The 20,612-nt window shown below is 61.7% G+C and carries 16 protein-coding genes; 6 read left to right on the plus strand and 10 right to left on the minus strand.

The features are described 5' to 3' along the window. Positions 1-708, plus strand: coding sequence for a TetR/AcrR family transcriptional regulator (locus AC1D13_RS03360; RefSeq protein WP_477688932.1), 708 nt, complete (start codon positions 1-3; stop codon positions 706-708). Between the two features lie 66 nt (positions 709-774). Here AC1D13_RS03360 and AC1D13_RS03365 read toward each other — a convergent pair whose 3' ends face one another. After that, positions 775-1,482 carry a TetR/AcrR family transcriptional regulator gene (locus AC1D13_RS03365; protein WP_477688933.1) on the minus strand — a complete coding sequence of 236 codons (708 nt, stop codon included), beginning with the start codon at positions 1,480-1,482 and terminating at the stop codon, positions 775-777. A 401-nt stretch (positions 1,483-1,883) separates the two neighbouring features. On the opposite strand from AC1D13_RS03365, the gene AC1D13_RS03370 reads away from it, so the two are divergent. From AC1D13_RS03370 to AC1D13_RS03385, 4 genes are read left to right on the plus strand one after another with little or no spacing between them, the layout of a single operon-like run. Continuing rightward, positions 1,884-2,996, plus strand: coding sequence for an efflux RND transporter periplasmic adaptor subunit (locus AC1D13_RS03370; protein WP_477688934.1), 1,113 nt, complete (start codon positions 1,884-1,886; stop codon positions 2,994-2,996). Then, entirely contained in the window at positions 2,993-6,061 is a 3,069-nt protein-coding gene (locus AC1D13_RS03375) for an efflux RND transporter permease subunit (protein WP_477688935.1), read from the plus strand. Before AC1D13_RS03370 ends, AC1D13_RS03375 begins: the two co-directional genes overlap by 4 nt. Before the next feature lie 14 nt (positions 6,062-6,075). After that, entirely contained in the window at positions 6,076-7,440 is a 1,365-nt protein-coding gene (locus tag AC1D13_RS03380; protein WP_477688936.1) for a TolC family outer membrane protein, read from the plus strand. Positions 7,441-7,469: 29 nt separating this feature from the next. Further along, positions 7,470-8,963 carry a patatin-like phospholipase family protein gene (locus tag AC1D13_RS03385; RefSeq protein WP_477688937.1) on the plus strand — a complete coding sequence of 498 codons (1,494 nt, stop codon included), beginning with the start codon at positions 7,470-7,472 and terminating at the stop codon, positions 8,961-8,963. A gap of 114 nt (positions 8,964-9,077) precedes the next feature. Here AC1D13_RS03385 and dnaJ read toward each other — a convergent pair whose 3' ends face one another. From dnaJ to AC1D13_RS03405, 4 genes are all read right to left on the minus strand, one after another. After that, complete coding sequence (gene dnaJ, locus AC1D13_RS03390) at positions 9,078-10,223, minus strand: molecular chaperone DnaJ (RefSeq protein ID WP_477667101.1); 1,146 nt, start codon at positions 10,221-10,223, stop codon at positions 9,078-9,080. A 158-nt stretch (positions 10,224-10,381) separates the two neighbouring features. Beyond that, positions 10,382-12,325, minus strand: a complete 1,944-nt coding sequence (dnaK, locus tag AC1D13_RS03395) for a molecular chaperone DnaK (RefSeq protein WP_477667102.1) — start codon at positions 12,323-12,325, stop codon at positions 10,382-10,384. A gap of 163 nt (positions 12,326-12,488) precedes the next feature. Beyond that, entirely contained in the window at positions 12,489-13,049 is a 561-nt protein-coding gene (gene grpE, locus AC1D13_RS03400) for a nucleotide exchange factor GrpE (protein WP_457278871.1), read from the minus strand. Between the two features lie 364 nt (positions 13,050-13,413). Then, positions 13,414-14,115 (minus strand): GntR family transcriptional regulator, encoded by a 702-nt coding sequence (locus tag AC1D13_RS03405; protein ID WP_457278870.1) that lies wholly within the window; start codon positions 14,113-14,115, stop codon positions 13,414-13,416. Positions 14,116-14,302: 187 nt separating this feature from the next. Between AC1D13_RS03405 and AC1D13_RS03410 the strand changes: the two genes are divergently transcribed. Then, positions 14,303-15,328, plus strand: coding sequence for a Bug family tripartite tricarboxylate transporter substrate binding protein (locus tag AC1D13_RS03410; RefSeq protein ID WP_457278869.1), 1,026 nt, complete (start codon positions 14,303-14,305; stop codon positions 15,326-15,328). A gap of 115 nt (positions 15,329-15,443) precedes the next feature. On the opposite strand, the gene AC1D13_RS03415 is transcribed toward AC1D13_RS03410, so the two are convergent. The 5 genes from AC1D13_RS03415 to gudD form a co-directional block, all read right to left on the minus strand. Beyond that, positions 15,444-15,752, minus strand: a complete 309-nt coding sequence (locus AC1D13_RS03415; protein WP_457278868.1) for a winged helix-turn-helix transcriptional regulator — start codon at positions 15,750-15,752, stop codon at positions 15,444-15,446. Between the two features lie 229 nt (positions 15,753-15,981). Beyond that, positions 15,982-17,046 carry a Gfo/Idh/MocA family protein gene (locus AC1D13_RS03420; protein ID WP_477667103.1) on the minus strand — a complete coding sequence of 355 codons (1,065 nt, stop codon included), beginning with the start codon at positions 17,044-17,046 and terminating at the stop codon, positions 15,982-15,984. 2 nt (positions 17,047-17,048) lie between these two features. Then, the gene (locus AC1D13_RS03425; protein WP_457278866.1) at positions 17,049-18,026 is read right to left on the minus strand and encodes a Bug family tripartite tricarboxylate transporter substrate binding protein; all 978 of its coding nucleotides are present in this window, start codon (positions 18,024-18,026) and stop codon (positions 17,049-17,051) included. A gap of 39 nt (positions 18,027-18,065) precedes the next feature. Next, positions 18,066-19,055: a sialic acid TRAP transporter substrate-binding protein SiaP gene (locus tag AC1D13_RS03430; protein WP_457278865.1), complete on the minus strand. Its 990-nt coding sequence runs from the start codon at positions 19,053-19,055 to the stop codon at positions 18,066-18,068. 157 nt (positions 19,056-19,212) lie between these two features. Next, on the minus strand, positions 19,213-20,580 hold the full coding sequence (gene gudD / locus AC1D13_RS03435) for a glucarate dehydratase (protein WP_477667104.1): 1,368 nt from the start codon (positions 20,578-20,580) through the stop codon (positions 19,213-19,215). Positions 20,581-20,612: the final 32 nt, after the last annotated feature.

Here is a 20,612-nt window from a genome sequence, read left to right on the forward strand (position 1 = left end):
ATGCCCGCTGCTGTTGCTTCCACAGACCATCGCACCCGGGTTGCCGCCGAACGCCGCGTCCGCATGCGCAAACGATTGCTCGAAAGCGCAATCATCGTGTTCTCGCAAAAGGGGGTCGGCGCCAGCGTCATTCCGGAGGTCGTTGCGGCAGCCGAGGTCTCGCAGGGCTCGTTCTACAACTACTTTTCCACCAATGAAGAGCTGCTGGCAGCAGTCGGCGAGGAACTCAGCAATGAGATGGTGCAGCTGATCGAGTCCGTGGTTGGCGGGATCGAGGATCCGGCTTTACGGGTCGCGACTGCCATCCGCTCCTACCTGCACCTCGCGCGTTCCTATCGCGTCGTTGCCCGTTTTCTTGCCAGTGCCGGGCTGCAGCTGGGGGGAGAGAAAAGCTCCGTCTACGAGTTCTTGCCTCCGGATCTCAAGGAGGGGCAGAAGAGAGGGTGCTTCGACGAGATGCCGATCGATATTGCAATGGACCTTGTCAGAGGCGCCGGGCTGGCCGCGATCCATCGCATCGCCAACGGCCGGATAGCCAAGGATTACCCTGAAAGAATGGTCCAGGCCATCTTGCGTTCGCTCGGCGTCAGCACTGCCGAGGCTGTGCGCTTGACGGCGACAGCTTTACCCAGGTTGAATGCTCCACCGGAGTCCTTGTTCGCACAAGCGCAGGCGCGGCTTGAGGCGCAGACTGCCGCCACCGGGTGACGTGGCGCCCGGCGGCTTGGCGCATGACGCGCAAGCTTGGCAGGAAGCGGATTTCGCCGTGAAGCGCTAGGGGCGCACATCGATGAGCGTTTTGGCAAGCAAACTTACGAACTGACTCTCGTCAGCGTCCAGCGGAGTGGCGGAGATGACCTCGGCGGCCGCGGCATCCACACCCAGCGCGCACAACGCAACGGCTGCGGCTTGCCCGGAAAAATCCTCCTTGCGGCCGGATTCCATCGTTCCGTGTATTGCACCCAGCACAGCGCCGGCAACGATGTTGAGCGCCAGTGCCATCGGCATGCGCTTGAATCGCCCTTGCTGGAATCCTTGCTCGATATCCCGGCGGACGAACTCCAGCATATTGGGCCCGTTCTCACTTGGCCAGCCGAGCCGGAGAAGGAATCCCGCAAAGGCCGGGTAGTGAATGGCCAGCCGCGCTCCCAGCCGGATCCCCCGTGCCACCTGTTCTGCCGAGTCCTCATGGCTGCGCACGATCGGCTCGGCAATACGGATCAATTCATTGGCGATTTCCGTCGCCAGCTCACGGACAAGCGCGTCTGAGGACGGGAAGTACTTATAGAACGTTCCGCGGGATACCTGCGCTGCCGAGATAACGTCTTCAATAGAGATGGACGCAGGCTCCTTTTCCGACACAAGGCGCATGGCGCTGCGCAGCAATCGAGAGCGCATGCGCTCTCGCCGTTGGGCGGCGACCCGTGAGCGGTGATCCGCGATCAAAGGCGGATTGGGGTTGTTGTCTGGTGAATCTTGCATTCTGTCTCTTGAAAATGATTTATCCATCTCGGTGATCGATCTGCGGGGTTCGCAGCCCGATCACCTCTACGCCAGGACTCCTGGGCTTTCTCGGCTCCTTGAGCGCTTCCTGGGCTTCTTTACGGGCTACACGCGAATCTTCCAGGCTCATGGGCCCGCCGGGGTGAGTCGTATTCAAAGTTTCATTTCTTAATAATAACTTAACTGTCATGATGACAAATCAGTCAATATGAAGTATATTCCAGATTCGTAAGTCGGAAATTAGCCCGGATCGGCCGGTCCCGCAGATGCCGGAGTGCCAGGCAAGGCACAACTCGGCGTAACGAAATCGCAGCTGAGTCGCGTTAGCTGCCTGATTGCCAAAGAGTTGGTGTCTGAAGAATTTGATTGGAGAACTGAAATTGAAAATTAACTATGGACCGATAGGCCTGACTATCATCTCGGCGTATCTGCTCACCGCGTGCGCTCCCGCTCACGAGCCTGGGCATGACGATGCGCGTCCGGTGCGGACCGTTGTTGCCGGCCACACGCCAGGGACTGTCGGCTCAAGCTATTCAGGCGAGATTCGCGCTCGCTACGAAAGCCGGCTCGGCTTCCGCACCGGTGGGAAGATCGTTGCCCGTCTCGTCGAGGTCGGCAGCCACGTCAAGGCCGGCCAGCTGCTGCTGCAGCTCGACCCGACACAGGAAACGCTGCAGGTTGCCGCAGCGGGCGCCGAAACCGATGCCGCAAAAAGCCGCGTCGCACAAGCGCGTATCGACGTGCAACGCATCGAACAACTGTTGGCACGAAATTTCGCGTCACAAGCGGAGCTCGATCAACAGCGCCTGGCGCTGTCGCAGGCTGAAGCGCAGTTGCGCTCGGCGTCCGCGAGGCAGCAGGTGAACGCCAACCTGCGTGGATACACCACGCTGGTGGCCGACCGCGACGGCGTGGTCAGCGCGATCAGCGCGGAAGCCGGCCAGGTGGTCGGGGCGGGCCAACAGATCGTCACAGTGGCGGCTGACGGCGAACGCGAAGTGACCATCAGCATTCCCGAATCGCGGATCGACGAGTTGCGCCAGGCAAAGTCGCTGCAGGTTGCCGTCTGGGCGCATCCGGACAAGTCCTGGGCCGGCACGCTGAGGGAACTGGCGCCGGACACGGACAGCGTCACGCGCACCTATTCGGCCCGCATTTCGATCCAGCAGCCCGACCCAGCCCTGCTCAGGCTGGGAATGACTGCGACTGTCTTCGCTCCCGACGTCGACGGCAAAGCAGCGATCCGCCTGCCGCTGACGGCCATCGTCGACCGCGAAGGCGGGCGCCGGGTGTGGGTGGTGGACGCCAAGACTTCCCAGGTCGCACTGCGCGAAGTGAAACTGGGCAGTGCGCAGAACGACACCGTGCTCATCACCAGCGGCCTGGCCGACGGCGAGATCGTTGTCAGCGCCGGCGTGCACATGCTGCAACCCGGCCAGCGCGTGAAGCTGGTCAATGCGGCCGCCGTCACCGTGGCGGGAGGTGCCAAATGAAAGGCGTCAACCTGTCCGAATGGGCGTTGAAGCACCAGCAGATGATCGCCTTCCTGTTGCTGTTGCTGTCGGTAGCCGGCGTGCTGGCCTACGGCAGCCTGGGCCAGAAGGAAGACCCTGACTTCACCATCAAGACCATGGTGGTGCAGGCCTACTGGCCCGGAAGCTCCGCGCAGCAGATGGCCGACCAGGTGACCGACAAGCTGGAGAAAAGGCTGCAGGAAGTGGCCGAGATCGATTACACCTCCACCTACGTGAAGCCGGGCGAAACCCAGATCAAGGTCAACCTTCGTGAAAGCGTACCGCCGCAAGCGGTACCGGACGTGTGGTACCAGGTTCGCAAAAAGATGAGCGACGTCCGGCACACCCTGCCTCAGGGCACGCAGGGGCCGTTCTTCAACGACGAGTTCGGCGACACCTTCGGTAATCTCTATGCGATCACCGGCGACGGCTTTGACTACGCCGATTTGCGCCGCTTCGCCGACGCCGCCCGTAACGAGTTTCTCCGTGTGGCGGACGTCAACAAAGTGGACCTCGTGGGCAAGCAGGACGAAAAGATCTACGTGGAAGTCTCCACCGCCAAGCTCGCCTCGCTGGGCCTGGATCCGGCCCTGATCGCGTCGACCCTGGCGCAGACCAATGCCGTTGCGGCGGCCGGAACCGTGCAGAGCACGAATGAACAGGTTCGGCTGACGGTGAGCGGCGAATTCGACTCGATCGAAAACATCCGGGCGATCGGCATTCGCGCCGGAGACCGCACTTTCCGCCTCGGCGATATCGCCGAGGTCCGCCGCGGCTTTGTCGAACCCGCCGCCTCCAGAATGCGCTTCAACGGCAACGAAGCGCTCGGCCTGGCAGTGAGCATGCGCAAGGGCGGTGACGTGATCCACCTCGGCGAGCAGCTGAACGAAACGGTTCGCCGCATTCAGGCAGACTTGCCCGTCGGCGTGCAGATTCATGCCGTCAGTGACCAGCCGCACGTCGTCGAACACTCGGTATTCGAGTTCAAGAAGAGCCTGGCGGAGGCGGTACTCATTGTGCTTGCTGTCAGCTTCTTCTCGTTAGGTATGCGCACCGGACTGGTCGTCGCGTTGTGCATCCCGTTGGTCCTGGCGATGACCTTCCTGGTGATGTACCTGCTCGGCATCGAGCTGCAGCGAATCTCGCTGGGCGCGCTGATCATCTCGCTGGGCTTGCTGGTTGACGACGCCATCATCGCCGTGGAGATGATGGCCCTGAAACTCGAACAAGGCTGGGATAAGGCCCGGGCCGCGACCTATGCCTATACGGCTACGGCGTTTCCGATGCTGACCGGCACGCTGATCACTGCCGCCGGCTTCTTGCCAGTGGGTTTCGCCAAGTCGGGTACCGGCGAATACGTGTACTCCCTGTTCCAGGTGGTGGGTATCTCTCTCATCCTCTCCTGGATCGTGGCTGTGTTGTTTACTCCGTACATTGGCTTCAAGCTGCTGAAGGAAAACGCGCATGCATCGCACGACGAGGATGCGGTCTACCAGCGCGGCTTCTACCTGAAATTCCGGCACTTTGTCGACCTCTGCCTGGTTCACCGGAAGTGGGTAATCGTCATCACGTTCGCTCTCTTCGCCGCCTCGCTCGTTCTGTTCAAGGCCGTGCCGCAGCAGTTCTTCCCCGCATCCGACCGGGCGGAGCTGATGGTGAACCTCTGGATGCCAAAGGCATCGACCTTCGAGGCAAGCCAGCGCGAGGTGCGGGAGCTTGAAACCCTGCTCAAGGGTGATCCCGACATCGAGGCGGTGACCAGCTTCGTCGGCAACGGCGCCCCGCGCTTCTACCTGCCCCTGGACGTGCAGACGCCTAACCTGAACCTCGGCGAGATGCTGGTGATGACCAAAGGCGGCGAAGCGCGCGAGCGTGTGCTGGCCAAAATCCACACGCTGTTCGAGGAACGCTTCCCGAACGTGCGCGGCCGCGTCAACCGCCTGGAAAACGGCCCACCGGTCGGTTATCCGGTGCAGTTCCGCGTCTACGGCAACGACAACGCCAAGGTGCGCGAAATCGCAGAACGCGTGGCCGCCATCATGCGCGGAAACCCCCATGTGCGGGGCGTGAACCAGGACTGGGGCGAGCGTATCAAGCGCGTGCGGGTCGACGTCGACCAGGACAAGGCGCGCGCGCTGGGTATCAGCTCCTACCAGATCAAGCAGGCGCTCGAGGCATCGCTGTCCGGAACGCCCATCACGCAGTACCGCGAAGAAGACCAGGGCATCGACGTCGTCGCACGGCTCGTGGCACCGGAACGCACGGACCTGAATAACCTGAAGGACGCAAAGATCTATGTGCGTGACGGCAAGTTCGTGCCGGTTTCGCAGGTGGCCCGGATTGCGCTTGATAGCGAGGAGAGCGAGCTGTGGCGGCGCAACCGTATTCCGACCCTGACCGTGCGCGCCGACATCTCGGGCGCACAGGCGCCGGACGTCACCAATGCGCTGCAACCGAAGATGGCGGCGCTCGCGAAGGAGCTGCCGCTGGGTTACGGCATCGAGGTTGGCGGCGCGACCGAGTCGAGCGAGAAAGCCCAGGCTTCGGTGAATGCGGTCATGCCTGCCACGCTCATCATCGTGCTGGTATTGCTGATGATCCAGTTGCAAGACATGAAGAAGATGGCCCTGGTGTTGCTGACCGCGCCGCTCGGCCTGATTGGGGTCAGCGTGATCATGGCGGTGTTCCGTATTCCGTTCGGCTTCGTCGCAATGCTGGGGGTGATTGCGCTGGCGGGGATGATCATCCGGAACTCGGTGATCCTCGTCGTGCAGATCGACCAGGAAACTGCCGCCGGAACCCCGCTGTGGACCGCCATCATCGAGTCGGCCGTGCGTCGCCTGCGTCCCATCGTGCTGACCGCACTGGCCGCCATCCTGGCGATGGTGCCGCTGACCCACTCGGTCTTCTGGGGCCCCATGGCCTGGGCAATTATGGGCGGGCTTGCCGTTGCAACCCTGCTGACGCTGATTTTCCTGCCCGCACTGTATGCGGCGTGGTACCGGGCCAAGCGCCCCTCCGCCACCCTATCCGTAAATCCCTGAAGAAAGATATATCCATGAAAACACTAGCTAAACCCACCCGCTGGACGGTGCATTCGGCTCTGGGAATCCTGTTTGCCCTGGGTGCCGCACACGCCAATGCCATTGATCTGGTCGGTGCCTACGAGCAGGCGCTGCAGAACGATCCGACCAGCCTTGCCGCCAACAATGCGTTGGCCGCAGGCCGCGAGAAAGCCGTGCAGGGCGATGCCCTGGTGCGGCCGCGTGTCAACTTGCAGGCGGGCGTGAGCCGGATGCACGTTCACTCTACCTCCGACGCGCCTTCCGCCTTCGCGGCATTGGCACCAACCGACAGTACAGGCACGGTGCGGCAAACGGCCGTGGAGGTCGTGCAGCCGCTGTATGACAAGACGGCGACCGCGACGAGGCGGCAGCTGCATGAGCAGTCCGCGCTCGCGCAGACGCAGTTCGACCAATCTCGCCAGAATCTCGCGCTGCGTGTGGCCGACGCCTACTTCGGTGTCGTGGTGGCCGAGGAGACACTGCGTGTGGTGCAAGCCGAGCAAGCGGCATTGCGCCACCAGCGTGACCGCGCCAAGGCGCGCTTCGAGATCGGGCAAGGCAGGATCACCGACCTTAACGAAGCGCAAGCGCGCCTGGACGGCGTGGAAAGCCGGGAAATATCAGCGCAATCCTCGCTTGAGCTACGCAACGCCCAGTTTCGGGAGACCATAGGTGCGTCACCGGCGCAGCTCGTAAAACTGGCTCCCTCATTCGTTGCCCGCCTGCCCGAGCCGAACGACCTGCTCGCCTGGCAGGCGAAAGGCGAGGACCAGAACAGCTTGATCAAGGTCAGGCAGAACGAGTTCCAGATCGCCGGCGCCGAGATCGACAAATACCGTCTCGTCAATCGTCCGAGCCTCGCTCTGGTGGGCCGGTACGCCACGTCAGGGCAGAGCGGGAACCTTTCGCCGCTGGCCGTCTCAAGCGGCCGGACCGGAACCATCGGGTTGCAACTGAACGTACCGCTTTACGCCGGCGGTGGATTGGATTCGCGCGAGCGGGAAGCCGTCGCCAAGCGTAGCCAGGCCGAGCAGGAAGTAGCGGCAGCGCGGCGCGATGTGCGCCTGAAAGTGCAGGACGGATTCCTGGCCGTGAAGACCGGCGTATCCCGCATTGCCGCGACCGAGCAGGCGCTGGTCTCAGCGCGCAGCGCGCTGGAAGCGACGACGCTCGGGCGTGACGTCGGTAGCCGCACCGAACTCGACGTGCTCGATGCCCAGCAGAGGTTCCATGGCGCGGAACTGGACCTTGTCCAGGCGCGCGTCGACTACCTGCTGGGGCGTTTGCGGCTGGCCGATGCAGCCGGCGAATTGAACGAGGGCAGCCTGCGCTCGCTGAGCCTGTGGCTGGGGTCCTGAGTCAGCAAAGCACCAAGGAGGAAACGGGTATGCAATCGGGATATCGAATCATTTGGGCGCGTCTTGCCCGCGGGGTGCTGTGCGCGGGCGCCGCTATGCTGCTGGCAGCCTGCTCCACGACGCGGCCCTGGTTGAACCAGCCAATCACTGCGGAGTCGCCCCAGCCGACGTTCATGCCTGTGCAGGTGTCGGCGCAGGAGCGGCCTCCCTCCATGATCGCTGCGATCACCTTGTCCGGGGGCGGTGCCCGGGCGGCAGCCTTCGGCCTGGGGGTTCTCAAGGAACTCAAGGCCACGCGTTTTGAATGGGAAGGCAGAACGACCAACCTTCTGGACGAGGTGGGGCTGGTCAGCGGTGTCTCCGGGGGCAGCGTGCTGGCGACCTATTACGCGGCCTTCGGAGACGAAACCTTCACGCGTTTCGAGCGCGACTTTTTACTGGTGGACTTCCAGGCCGGCCTGATCAAAGAAGCTTTTTCGCCGGAATCCCTTTACCGGCTCACGTCACCCTGGTTCGGACGCACCAATCTTCTTGAAGAGAAGTTGAACGGGCTGTATCAAGGGAAGACCTTTGCTGACATCCTGGCCCGCGGTCGCGGGCCTAGGCTTCTGGTCACAGCGACCGACCTGACGACCGGCGCGCCGTTTGAATTCACGCCCGAACAGTTCGCCTTGATCTGTTCCGATCTGAACAGCGTGCCCTTGTCCTTCGCGGTAGCCGCGTCGTCGTCAGTGCCGATACTGCTCAGTCCTGTCACTCTGAAAAACTATGCCGGCTCTTGCGCGCAAGCCGCGCAGGTGACGGACGCCGCAAAGAATGATCGCAACCTGCAGGAGCGCCTGCTATACGCGAGTGCCCAGAGCTACCTGGACGCTGAGGACCGACCGTTCCTGCATCTGGTTGACGGTGGCCTCGTTGACAATCTCGGCGTGCGCGGCCTGCTGTACCGCACCGCCGCGGGAGGGTCGCTTGATGAAAACTTTCAGAATTTGCCGCCGGGATCCGTACACAAGGTCGTCTTGATCAGCGTGAATTCGGAGCGAGACACCGCTGACCGTATTGACCGCAGCGACCGTGTTCCGGGAATTGGCCAGGTTCTGGATGCGCTGATCTTCGGCGCCGGCTCCCGGGCCACCAAAGAGACGCTTGTGGAGATGAATGACAATGCCCGGCGATGGACGCAAGAGTTGAACGCGTTGCGGGGCCGGCACGGTAGCCCGTTTGCGCCGGACGCCGAGATCCATGTCATCAATGTCAGCCTGCGGGACCTGAAAGACGAGAAGACGCGCAAGTCCCTGCTGCAGGTCCCGACCGCGTTCACCGTTTTGCCTTTGCAGGTGCGTCAACTCGAGGAGGCAGGTCGCGTCGTGCTGCGCGAGTCGCTGGAGTTTCAACGTCTTCGCGACGACCTGGTCGCAGCGCCTGTCCGTCCGTCTCTCGACGAGAACTTGACGGAGTACCGGCCGGGCTCGCAACGCAGCGAAGAACTACCTCAAGCTGTGGCCACGCCAACTAGCGAGTGACAAAAGAAAAAGCTCTTCCGGATCTCCGGAAGAGCTTTTGTGGATTTTGACCCTTTAGTTGAATGTCTCGAACAAGTCCCGTATCTTCCGGGAAGTGAAAGAGATAGAGGCCGATCAGGCGCTGAAGAAACTCTTGAGCTTGTCGGCCCAGCCTTCTTCGCTGGGCGAATGCTTGGCGCCGCCTTTTTTCAGCGACTCGTCCAGCTCTTTGAGCAGCTTGCGCTGGTGCTCGGTCAGTTTGACCGGTGTTTCCACTGTGATGTGGCAATACAGGTCACCCGGATAACTGGAGCGCACGCCCTTGATGCCCTTGCCGCGCAGGCGGAACTGCTTGCTCGCCTGGGTGCCTTCGGGAATGTCGATGGCCGCTTTGCCGGCGAGTGTCGGCACTTCAATTTCCCCGCCCAGTGCGGCGGTGGTGAAACTGATGGGCACGGCGCAGTGCAGGTCGTCGCCGTCGCGCTCGAAGATGTCGTGCTTCTTCAGGCGGATCTCGATATAGAGGTCGCCGGGCGGGCCGCCATTGGTCCCCGGCTCCCCGTTGCCGGTCGAGCGGATGCGCATGCCGTCGTCGATGCCCGCGGGAATTTTGACCTCGAGTGTCTTGTTGTTCTTGGTCTTGCCCACGCCGTGGCAGGTGATGCAAGGCTCGGGAATCAGCTTGCCCGTGCCTTTGCACTGGGGGCAGGTTTGCTGCACGCTGAAGAAACCCTGCCGCATTTGCACCACGCCGTGGCCATGGCAGGTGGTGCAGGTCACCACCTTGGTGCCGGGCTTGGCGCCGCTGCCGTGGCAGGTATTGCAGTCGTCCCAGCTCGGAATGCGAATCTGTGCGTCCTTGCCGTTAGCGGCTTCTTCGAGCGTGATTTCCATGGCGTAGCTCAAGTCGCCGCCACGGTAAACCTGCCGGCCGCCGCCACGTTGTGCCCCGCCGCGTTGGCCGCCAAACACGTCGCCGAAGATGTCGCCAAAGGCCTCGGCAAAGCCGCCAAAGCCTTCTGCGCCGGGGCCGCCGCGCATGTTGGGGTCTACACCGGCGTGGCCATACTGGTCGTAGGCCGCGCGCTTGTTCTCGTCGGAAAGCATCTCGTAGGCTTCTTTGGCCTCCTTGAATTTTTCTTCGGCAACCTTGGACGCATCCCCCTGGTTGCGGTCGGGGTGGTGCTTCATCGCGAGTTTGCGATATGCCTTCTTGATGTCTTCATCGCTGGCGTTTTTGGCAACGCCCAGCGTGTCGTAATAGTCTTTTTTGGTGGCCATGGCAGGTCAGTCAGGAATCGTTATTGTGGGGGTCAGCGGGAAACGCAAAAGCGGAAATCCTGGATTGCTCCCGGTTTTCCGCCTTTGCTGGCTGCCTTTGCCGTCTGCTTTTGCATGCAGTTATCGCGCCAATGCAGGGATGCTTTGTAAAAAAGCGCTTAGCCCTTTTTGACTTCCTTGACTTCAGCGTCCACGACATTGTCGTCGGCCGGCTTGGCTTCAGCCTGGGCGGCGCCCGCTGCGCCTGCGTCACCACCGGCTGCCGCCTGCGATGCCTGCATGTCGGCGTACATCTTTTCGCCGAGCTTCTGACTGGCTTCCATCAGGGCCGTGTTCTTGGCGTCGATGGCGGCCTTGTCGTCGCCAGTGAGCGCTTCTTCCATGTCCTTGATGGCGGCTTCGATCTTTTCCTTCTCGCCGGCTTCGAGCTTGTCGCCGTATTCACCCAGCGATTTTTTCACGCTGTGCACCATGGCTTCAGCGTTGTTCTTGGCGGTGACGAACTCGACTTTTTTCTTGTCTTCTTCGGCGTTCAGCTCGGCGTCTTTCACCATCTGCTGGATTTCAGCTTCAGACAAACCTGAGTTGGCCTTGATGGTGATCTTGTTTTCCTTGCCGGTGCCCTTGTCTTTGGCGCCGACGTGCAGGATGCCGTTGGCGTCGATGTCAAAAGACACTTCAATTTGCGGCGTTCCGCGTGCTGCCGGCGGAATGCCCTCGAGGTTGAACTCGCCCAGGCCCTTGTTGCCCGAAGCGATTTCGCGTTCGCCCTGGAACACCTTGATCGTCACGGCCGGCTGGTTGTCTTCAGCGGTCGAGAAGGTCTGTGCGAACTTGGTCGGGATGGTCGTGTTCTTCTTGATCATCTTGGTCATCACGCCGCCCATGGTTTCGATACCGAGGGACAGCGGGGTAACGTCCAGCAACAGCACGTCGGTGCGATCGCCGGAGAGGACCTGGCCTTGAATCGCTGCGCCGACGGCAACCGCTTCGTCGGGGTTCACGTCCTTGCGGGGTTCCTTGCCGAAGAGTTCTTTGACCTTTTCCTGCACCTTGGGCATGCGGGTCTGGCCGCCGACCAGAATCACGTCATGGATGTCGGCCGCGCTGACGCCGGCATCCTTCATGGCGATGCGGCAAGGCGCAATCGTGCGCTCGATGAGTTCGTCAACCAGGCTTTCGAGCTTGGCGCGGGTCAGCTTGACCAGCAAGTGCTTGGGGCCGGTAGCCGGGTCGTGCGCGATGTAAGGAATGTTGACTTCGGTGGCTGGGCTGTTGGACAGCTCGATCTTGGCCTTTTCAGCCGAGTCTTTCAGGCGCTGCAGGGCCACCACGTCCTTCGACAGGTCGATGCCGCTGTCTTTCTTGAACTCGGCCACGATGTAGTCGATGACGCGCTGGTCGAAGTCTTCGCCGCCCAGGAAGGTGTCGCCGTTGGTAGACAGCACTTCAAACTGCTTTTCACCGTCGACGTCGGCGATTTCGATGATGGAGATGTCGAAGGTGCCGCCGCCCAGGTCATACACGGCGATCTTGCGGTCGCCCTTTTCCTGCTTGTCCAGGCCGAAGGCGAGAGCCGCTGCGGTGGGTTCGTTGATGATGCGCTTGACTTCAAGGCCGGCGATGCGGCCGGCGTCTTTGGTGGCCTGGCGCTGTGCGTCATTGAAGTACGCAGGCACGGTGATCACGGCCTCGGTGACCGGCTCGCCGAGGTAGTCTTCGGCGGTTTTCTTCATTTTGCGCAGGATGTCGGCGCTGACTTGCTGGGCCGACAGCTTCTTGCCGCGCACTTCCACCCAGGCGTCGCCGTTGTCGGCGGCCACGATGGAATAAGGCATCAGCGCGATGTCCTTCTGGACTTCTTTCTCGCTGAACTTGCGGCCGATCAAACGCTTGACGGCGTACAGGGTGTTCTTGGGGTTGGTCACGGCCTGGCGCTTGGCAGATGCGCCAACCAGCACTTCGCCGTCTTCCTGGTAGGCGACGATGGAAGGGGTGGTGCGCACGCCTTCCGAGTTCTCGATCACGCGGGGGGTGTTGCCCTCCATGACGGACACGCAGCTGTTGGTGGTGCCGAGGTCAATGCCGATGATTCTTCCCATGATGATTTACTCCTGCTTTTTTGATTCGTTAAAGATTGAAGGTGGGGTGGCCGGGGCGTTTGAGGCCGCAGCCGCTGTGTGGATTAACTATGTTGATAACTTGTGGGTAAGTTGTGCGGCTTCAAGGGCTTCAACAAAGTTTTCAAGGTTTTTAAAGGGGGTTTTACTTGGGGGCTGCCACCGTGACCAAAGCGGGGCGCAGCACGCGCTCGGCGATCAGGTAGCCTTTTTGCAGCACGTTGACCACGGTGTTGGCTTCCTGGTCCGCCGGGACCATGCTGATGGCCTGGTGCTGGGTCGGGTCGAATTTGGTGCGAGGAGCCGGGTCGATGGCGACCACCTTGTTGCGCTCGAGTGCACTTTTCAGCTGCTTGAGTGTGGCTTCGGCGCCTTCGCGGATCTGCTCCGGCGTGACGTCCTTGATGGCGAGCCCGGCTTCCAGGCTGTCTGCTACCGGCAGCAGGCTTTCGGCGAAGCTTTCCAGGGCGTATTTGCGCGCCTTGGCCACTTCTTCATCCGCGCGGCGGCGGGCGTTTTCGGTCTCGGCCTTGGCGCGCAGGTAGCTGTCGGCCAGCTCGGTGTTTTTGGCCTGCAGCGTGGCGACTTCGGCTTGTGCGACCGTCAGCGCGTCAAACTCGTTGGCGGCCTGTGCCGCTTCCAGTTCTTCAGGGCTGGGCTCACCGCTAAGTGGTTGATTTTGTTCGGGTTGTGTATTGTCAGACATGCTCGAAGACAGGGTTGAAGCTGGTAATGTTTCCAGCTGGGGATGGCAAAGCCCTTTTCAAGACAGGGGCTTCGTTTTTGGTCCAGATAGTTTGGCTGCGGGTGCGCGGCCTGGGGCCCAGCGCGGTTGGGGGCCCTGCCGTCCCTATGTGGACCGGTGTGCCCCAGCCGTAGGAACTGGTTCGTGGCCTGAATTGTAGTGGCTGGCCACCCATGTTCCCGGCTAGCGGGGCTGGTTCTGGCTGTCCATCGAATGGCGCCCGAATGCAGGCCTTATGCTATGTTATTGATAGCTGCTTGCGCACGCCCACATTGAGCTGGAGGCCAAATCGTCGAAAACTCTGGTGAGGCGGTAAAAAAAGGCCTCAAGGCGCTGCCGGTTTCTGCATGCGCGTCATGAGTTCGCGCTTGTTGTCACGGCTGCGGTGGGCATGCTCGCGCATCAGGGCTTCGGCGCGCGCCCCTTCACCGGCCAGCAGTGCGGCCAGCACATCTTCGTGGTCGGTTTGTGCGCGCTGGATGAACCCGTATTCGAGCAGGGGCAGGGCGCCGTTCAGGCTGAGCGCACCGGCGCCGGCCATCGGGGTTTTGCTGACATGGGCCAGTGCGGAGGTCAATGTGCTGTTGCCTGCGGCGTGCGCCAGGGCGCCATGAAAACGGGCGTTCATCGGTACCCAGCGGGCCGCGTCAATCACGTGGCAGGCGGCCTGTGCTTGCTCCAGTAGCAGCCTGCCTTCTTCGACGCAGGCCTGCAGGGCCTCCCGGGTTTCGGGCGTAATGCCGCGCTCGGCCGCCTGCCGGGCCGCCATGCCTTCCAGTACGCCCCGCACGTCGACTGCATTGGCAATTTCGTCAACGCTGAATTGCCTGACGCGAAAGCCGCGTGTCGGCAGGCGTTCCAGCAGGCCTTCCTTTTCCAGCTCGCCGAGCGCAATACGGATCGGTGTGCGCGAAACCGCCAATTGGGCGGACAGCTCAAGCTCCACCATTCGTTCGCCCGGGGCCGCCTGGCCGCTGAGGATTCTTTGCCTCAACGTCTGCGTGGTGTATTCAATCTGGGAAGACATAGGCCCTGGGGGTAAATGGACGAACGACGAAATTGGCTGAATTATTGCATGCAGTATCTTGATTTATTAGGGTTTATGAGGGTGATATACCAATTATTGCGTGCAATAAAATAAGAGGACTAAGTATTTTTCGCCTGCATGAACCATTCAATGCGCCGGTGACGGCGGCGAGCCTCAGGAGACACCCATGAAGAACCTGCCCCGCTTCAATCGCTTGCGCAAGTTTGCCCGCACGGCAGTCCAGCTGACTGCGGCTTGTGCGGCCTCACTTGTCTTCAACGGCTTGACAGTGGCATATGCCCAGCCGGCTGCAGCGTATCCCGGCAAGCCCGTCAAGCTCATCGTTCCTTTTCCGGCAGGCGGTGGTGGCGACACGTTGGCCCGACTGGTCATGCTGCGCGCGGCCAAAGAGCTCGGTCAGCCCATCGTGGTCGAAAACCTGGGCGGCGCCGGCGGAAACGTGGGCAGTGCAACAGCGGCCAAGGCGCCGGCCGATGGCTACACCTTGCTATACGGCACCAACGGCACACATGCCATCAACCATGCGATCTACAGGTCACCCGGCTTCAACCCGTCTCGCGACTTCGAGCCCGTGACCCAGCTCACCCGCATCGCCGCCATGGTGGTGGTGCGGCCCACGCTGCAGGTCAACTCCATGGCGGAACTCACCAAGCTGCTCAAGGCCAATCCGGGAAAATACACCTTTGGCTCCGCCGGCAATGGCACCACGTCCCACCTGGCCGGAGAAATCTACAAATCGCGCGCGGGTCTGGCGGTGGTGCACATACCTTACCGCGGCGGCGCACAGGCCATGACGGACCTGATGGGCGGGCAGGTCGACATGATGATCGAGGTCATGCCGAATGCCGCACCCCAGGTGAAAAGCGGGCGTGTCAAACCATTGGCGGTGACGACAGCCACGCGCGTGGCGGGCTGGCCGGATCTACCCACCATCGCGGAGTCGGGCTTGCCCGGATTTGATGTGAGCGCGTGGGACGCGATTTTTGTTCCGGCCGGAACGCCCAGGCCCATCATCAATCGTCTCAACGAAGCGATCCACAAAGCCCTGGCGGATCCGGAGTTGCGCGCACAGCTACAGTCGCGTGGTGCCGAGGTGGCGCCGGGCACCCCCGAGGAACTGGCCAGGCATATTGCTGGCAGCATGACCTTGTGGGGTGACGCGGTGAAGCGTTCCGGCGCTGCAGTGGATTAGGGCGCCGGGAAGTGCATGGATGAATACCTGATGAATGCCTGTTGATCGGTAAAACAGCGCAACAAAAAAGCGACCTTGAAGGTCGCTTTTTTTCGGGCCAGGCTGGCCAGGTAATTTACTTTTTCTTGGTCTGGCTGACGGCCCACTTGCCGGCAAATGCCTGCAGGTCGTTCAGGCGCTTGAGCAGGTCGGCGCCCAGCGTGGTGACCGTGTAGCCATCGCTGCCATGGCCAAGCAGGCCGGCTGCGCGCAATTCCTTGATGCGGGTATTGAGGGTGTTGGGTGTGATGCTGCCGATGCTGTCTTGCAGGAGGCGGAATGTCTGGGGATGGCCGTCTTTCAGGGCCCACAGCACGCGCAGTGCGTAGCGTGCTTCCAGCAGTTCAAGCAATTGGCCTACCGCTGCATTTTCTTTGGCACTCATCAGGTTATCTCCTCGGGTCACAGTTTGGTCACAGGGGGTTGTTAAGCAGAAAGCTTCGAAAGCTTGGGGCCAAATATAACGCAAATTGCTGACTGCTACGAGTTTTATAGCTGTCCACGCCCGCTGCAGTTGGACTGGGGCATGTTTGTGCCTTGGAAAACCCTGATGTGGCGAACACCGCAATGCGCTGGCAGGATCACCGGGTGGTGTCAAAGCACATTATTTTTACCTACATCACGGGGATCCGTGTTGCCGGATGAAGTGCTACAGCGCTGCCTGTTCTGGAGGACTCCATGATCGCTTCAATCACCTGTTGCACCCCAAGTGCGGAGCGCCCCGTCACGGCGGGTGCGCATCCATTCTGGACAGAGCGAATGAAATCCTGCAGCACGGCGCGATGAGCGGCATGGTCGAAGGCCATGGGGTTGGCGCCACCGCCGGAGGCCTGGCGTGCACCGGCGGTCAGCGTCTTTCCGCTGGAAAAAACCGCCTGCATTTCACCGCCTTCCAGCGTCACGGTGCCCTGGGTGAAGTTGAGTTCAACGCGCTCGGGAAAACCGGGGTAGGCCGCCGTAGTGGCCTGAACCACAGCGACCGCACCACTGCCGTAGTGCAGCAATGCGGCAGCCATGTCTTCGGCCTCCATGCTATGCACTGCGCTGGTGCTGGCAACTCCTGTGACGCGCGCCGGCATGCCGGTGAAGCTGAGCAGCAGGTCGAGCGTATGAATGGCCTGCGTGATCAGCACGCCGCCGCCGTCCCGCGCCAGGGTGCCGCGGCCGGGTTCATCGTAATAACTTTGCGGCCGCCACCACCGGATCGACGCGGCGGCGCTGACCAGCGGGCCCATAACGTCGTCACGCAGCAGTGCCGCCACGGCAAGGGCCGCGTCGCGCATGCGGTGCTGCAGCATCACCGCCAGCATGACCCCCGCAGTTTCGCAAGCCTCAACCAATGCATTGGCCCGGTTCAAATCAATTTCGAGCGGCTTTTCGACCAGCACATGCTTGCCCGCGCGCGCTGCCTGCTGCACGAGGTCCAGATGGGTATTGGGCGGCGTAAGAACCAGCACGGCTTTCACGCTGGCATCTTCCAGAATATCTTCCAGGCGTGTGGTTCGGCGCGCCCCTTGAGGCACTTCTACAGCGGCCAGCCGTTCGGCGTTCCGCCCATAAACCCATGCGACGTCTGCTTCACTGGCCAGGTCTTCAAGACTTCGGAAGTGAGGTGCAGAGCCCAGCCCTGCACCAATGACGGCGAGGCGCAGCCGCGCAGGGCTGGGTACGAACGGCATGTTCAGTCAAGCTTGACGTTGGCCGCCTTGATGACTTGCGCCCATTTCTCGACCTCGGCCTTCTGGAAGGCGGAGACCTGCTCGATCGTCATGCTGGACGGTTGCATGCCCAGCCCTTTGAGGCGTTCCTGCATCTCGGGCTGCGCGGTGATTTTCATGATTTCATCGTGCAGCCTGTCAATGATGGGCTTGGGGGTGCCGGTGGGCACAAAAATGGCTTGCCACGAGGCAACCTCAAATCCGGGAACGGATTCGGCCACCGTTGGCACATTCGGCATGGACTCCAGGCGCTTGGCGGAGGTGACCGCCAGCGCACGCACCTTGCCGCTCTGGATATGCGGACCTGCTACGACCGTGGTGTCGAACATCATGTCCACCTGTCCGCCGATCACGTCCTGGATGGCGGGGCCGCTGCCTTTGTAGGGCACATGGATGAACTGGGTGCCCGACTTGAAGCCCAGCAGTTCCAGCGAGAGATGCTGCGACGTGCCGCTGCCGGCCGATGCGGACGAAATGGTTTTGGGTTTGGCCTTCGCGGCGGCCAGCACGTCCTGCAGCGTTTTGTAAGGGCTGTTGGCTCCCACCACCAGCACAACCGGGTTGGTGCCGATGAGCGCCACCGGAGAGAAAGACTTGATCGGGTCGTAGCCCAGTTTCGGGTAAAGGCTCACATTGATAGCGTGCGAGCTGACGGTGCCGCCCAGCATCGTGTAGCCATCTGCCGGTGCGCGGGACGCGACTTCCGAGCCGACGCTACCGCCAGCACCGCCCTTGTTGTCAATCACGATGGTGGTGCCGAGTACCGGCCCGAGTTTTTGGCCAATCAGCCGGCCCAGGATGTCGGTGGTCCCGCCCGCAGGAAAAGGCACGATGAAGGTGATGGGCTTGCTGGGCCACTTGTCTTGCGCCCACACGGGGAGCGCAAGCGCCGGCAGGATGGCGCCGGCAATGGCAGAGTGAAGAAGGGAACGGCGTTTCATGATGTCTCCTGTGTGTTGTCTGGTGGTGTTGGCTGGAACTTACTTGATGGCCTGAATGCGCTCGTACAGGCTCTTGGGCCAGGGGGCATCGGCTGCGGTCAGCGAGGGCAAGACCGCTGCGGCAAAAGGCGCGCGGTCTACCTTGTTGACGGTTTTGCCTTTCTTCTCAAACTCGGCGACCAGGCGGTTTTCGGCATCGACGATGTCCTGGCTGGCGCGGCTTGATGCTTCCCAGAGCACCTGGTCAAAGATTTTCCTGTCGGCCTCATTGAGTTTGGTCCAGACCGAGCCCGACACGGCCGTGATCAACGATTCGGTGATGTGGCCGGTCAGGGTGATGTATTTCTGGACTTCGTAAAACCTTTTGGCCTCGATCGTGGGAAGCGGGTTTTCCTGTGCATCGACCGTGCCGTTTTGCAGCGCCAGGTAGACCTCGGCAAAGGCGATGGGCGTCGGGTTCGCGCCCACGGCCCTTGGGAACATCACAAAAAGTGGTGCGTCGGGCACGCGCAGCTTGAGGCCCTTCATGTCGTCGGGTTTGTTGATGACCTTGTTGGAAGTCATGTGGCGCAGGCCGTAGTAGGTGTAGCCTGCAATATGCTGGCCACCGGTTTTGCTGGCATAACCCTGAGCCAGCTCCTGAAAGATCGGGCCGTTACGGAATGCCTGGAAGTGCGCGTAATCGCGAAACACAAAAGGCGCGGCGGCGATCGACAACGGCGGGTGTGCACGCCCGGCAAAGGCCGCGCCGGTGTAGATGATGTCGACGGTACCCAGTGTCAGGCCCTGGTTGATGTCGGTTTCCTTGCCCAGGGATGAGGCCGGAAAGACCTCCACCACATAGCGGCCGTTGGTCTTCTTCCTGATTTCGTCGGCGGCCCAGACGGCTTGCTTGTGAAAGGTCTCCGAGGTCTCGTAGACGTGAGCCCATTTGAGCTTGGTCTGGGCTGCGGCGGCGCCTGCGCCCAGCGTGCCGGCCAGCGCCAGCAGTGTCGCACCCGCAATGCTGCAAAGGGTTCTGCGTTTCATGTCTTGTCTCCTGATTGTTTTTGTGGCTCAGTGGGTATCGTTGGTGGGGAAAGGGCGCCGCGGTATACCGCCCCCGGCGCCTGGCGGGCAACAAATGTCCCGTGCAATGGGCATGACAGATTTCCGGAACCCTCTAAATTCCGGCGACCTGCTGGATTTATCGAACCATGCAGGGCATCTTGTTGTTGAATTTCCAGTCGGGGATCAGGTACTGCATGGCTACGGCATCGTCGCGCGCACCGAGGCCGTGCTTGAGATAAAGCTGGTGCGCTTTTTCCACTTCGGCCATGTCCAGTTCCACGCCGAGGCCCGGTGTTTGCGGCACCGCAACCTGGCCGCCCACAATTTGCAAGGGGGCCTTGGTCAGGCGCTGGCCATCCTGCCATATCCAGTGCGTGTCAATCGCGGTGACCTTGCCCGGCGCGGCCGCAGCCACGTGGGTGAACATGGCCAGGGAAATGTCGAAGTGGTTGTTGGAGTGCGAGCCCCATGTGAGCCCCCAGGTCTGGCAGACCTGCGCGACGCGAACGGAGCCTTGCATGGTCCAGAAATGCGGGTCGGCCAGCGGGATGTCAACCGACTGCAGGTGAATGGTGTGCGACAGCTCGCGCCAGTCGGTGGCGATCATGTTGGTGGCGGTCGGCAGGCCGGTGGCCCGGCGAAACTCCGCCATCACTTCGCGGCCGGAGAACACGCCTTCGGCGCCGCAGGGGTCTTCTGCGTAGGCCAACACATCGCCGCGGCCCTGGCAGATGCGGATGGCATCCTTGAGCAGCCAGCCGCCGTTCGGGTCCAGCGTGATGCGTGCATCGGGAAACCGCTCTGACAGGGCAATGATGGCCTCCATCTCTTCCTCGCCCCGCAGCACGCCGCCTTTGAGCTTGAAATCCTTGAAGCCGTAACGCTTGTAGGCCGCTTCGGCCAATGCCACGATGGCGTCGGCATCCATGGCGGCCTCGTGGCGCAGGCGCAGCCAGTCGTCCTCTGCATCCGGCGCACTGGAATAGGCCAGGTCCGTCTGCTTGCGATCGGCCACATAAAAAAGGTAGCCCAGCATGGCCACTGAATCCCGCTGCTGGCCTTCGCCCAACAGGGCGGCCACAGGTACGCCCAGGAATTGACCCAGCAGGTCGAGCAGGGCGCTTTCCACGGCAGTGACGGCATGAATCGCCACGCGAAGGTCAAAGGTCTGGTTGCCGCGGCCGCCGCTGTCGCGGTCCGCAAAACGTGTGCGCAGGGTGTTGAGAATCTGGTTCCACGCGCCTACCGATTGCCCTTCGATCAGTTCACGGGCGTCTTCCAGGGTGTTGCGGATCTTCTCGCCGCCCGGTACTTCACCTACGCCGGTGCGGCCTGAACTATCGGTCAGGATCAGCAGGTTTCGGGTAAAAAATGGGCCGTGGGCACCGCTGAGGTTTAACAGCATGCTGTCCTGGCCGGCCACGGGAATCACCTGCACGCGAGTGATTCGGGGAGTTTGGGAAAGGGCGTGAGGGGCTGTTGCGGGAGCGTTTGAAGCGGGCATACCGGACGTGCTTGTAGGATGGTTGATAAAAC

This window comes from Polaromonas sp. P1_E12 (assembly GCF_056405975.1).

What these genes read in the sequence shown, in the direction of transcription:
- AC1D13_RS03360 (WP_477688932.1), top strand. Translation starts at nt 1, where the DNA reads ATGCCCGCTGCTGTTGCTTCCACAGACCATCGCACCCGGGTTGCCGCC.
- AC1D13_RS03365 (WP_477688933.1), bottom strand. Translation starts at nt 1,482, where the DNA reads ATGCAAGATTCACCAGACAACAACCCCAATCCGCCTTTGATCGCGGAT.
- AC1D13_RS03375 (WP_477688935.1), top strand. Translation starts at nt 2,993, where the DNA reads ATGAAAGGCGTCAACCTGTCCGAATGGGCGTTGAAGCACCAGCAGATG.
- AC1D13_RS03380 (WP_477688936.1), top strand. Translation starts at nt 6,076, where the DNA reads ATGAAAACACTAGCTAAACCCACCCGCTGGACGGTGCATTCGGCTCTG.
- AC1D13_RS03385 (WP_477688937.1), top strand. Translation starts at nt 7,470, where the DNA reads ATGCAATCGGGATATCGAATCATTTGGGCGCGTCTTGCCCGCGGGGTG.
- dnaJ (WP_477667101.1), bottom strand. Translation starts at nt 10,223, where the DNA reads ATGGCCACCAAAAAAGACTATTACGACACGCTGGGCGTTGCCAAAAAC.
- dnaK (WP_477667102.1), bottom strand. Translation starts at nt 12,325, where the DNA reads ATGGGAAGAATCATCGGCATTGACCTCGGCACCACCAACAGCTGCGTG.
- grpE (WP_457278871.1), bottom strand. Translation starts at nt 13,049, where the DNA reads ATGTCTGACAATACACAACCCGAACAAAATCAACCACTTAGCGGTGAG.
- AC1D13_RS03405 (WP_457278870.1), bottom strand. Translation starts at nt 14,115, where the DNA reads ATGTCTTCCCAGATTGAATACACCACGCAGACGTTGAGGCAAAGAATC.
- AC1D13_RS03410 (WP_457278869.1), top strand. Translation starts at nt 14,303, where the DNA reads ATGAAGAACCTGCCCCGCTTCAATCGCTTGCGCAAGTTTGCCCGCACG.
- AC1D13_RS03415 (WP_457278868.1), bottom strand. Translation starts at nt 15,752, where the DNA reads ATGAGTGCCAAAGAAAATGCAGCGGTAGGCCAATTGCTTGAACTGCTG.
- AC1D13_RS03420 (WP_477667103.1), bottom strand. Translation starts at nt 17,046, where the DNA reads ATGCCGTTCGTACCCAGCCCTGCGCGGCTGCGCCTCGCCGTCATTGGT.
- AC1D13_RS03425 (WP_457278866.1), bottom strand. Translation starts at nt 18,026, where the DNA reads ATGAAACGCCGTTCCCTTCTTCACTCTGCCATTGCCGGCGCCATCCTG.
- AC1D13_RS03430 (WP_457278865.1), bottom strand. Translation starts at nt 19,055, where the DNA reads ATGAAACGCAGAACCCTTTGCAGCATTGCGGGTGCGACACTGCTGGCG.
- gudD (WP_477667104.1), bottom strand. Translation starts at nt 20,580, where the DNA reads ATGCCCGCTTCAAACGCTCCCGCAACAGCCCCTCACGCCCTTTCCCAA.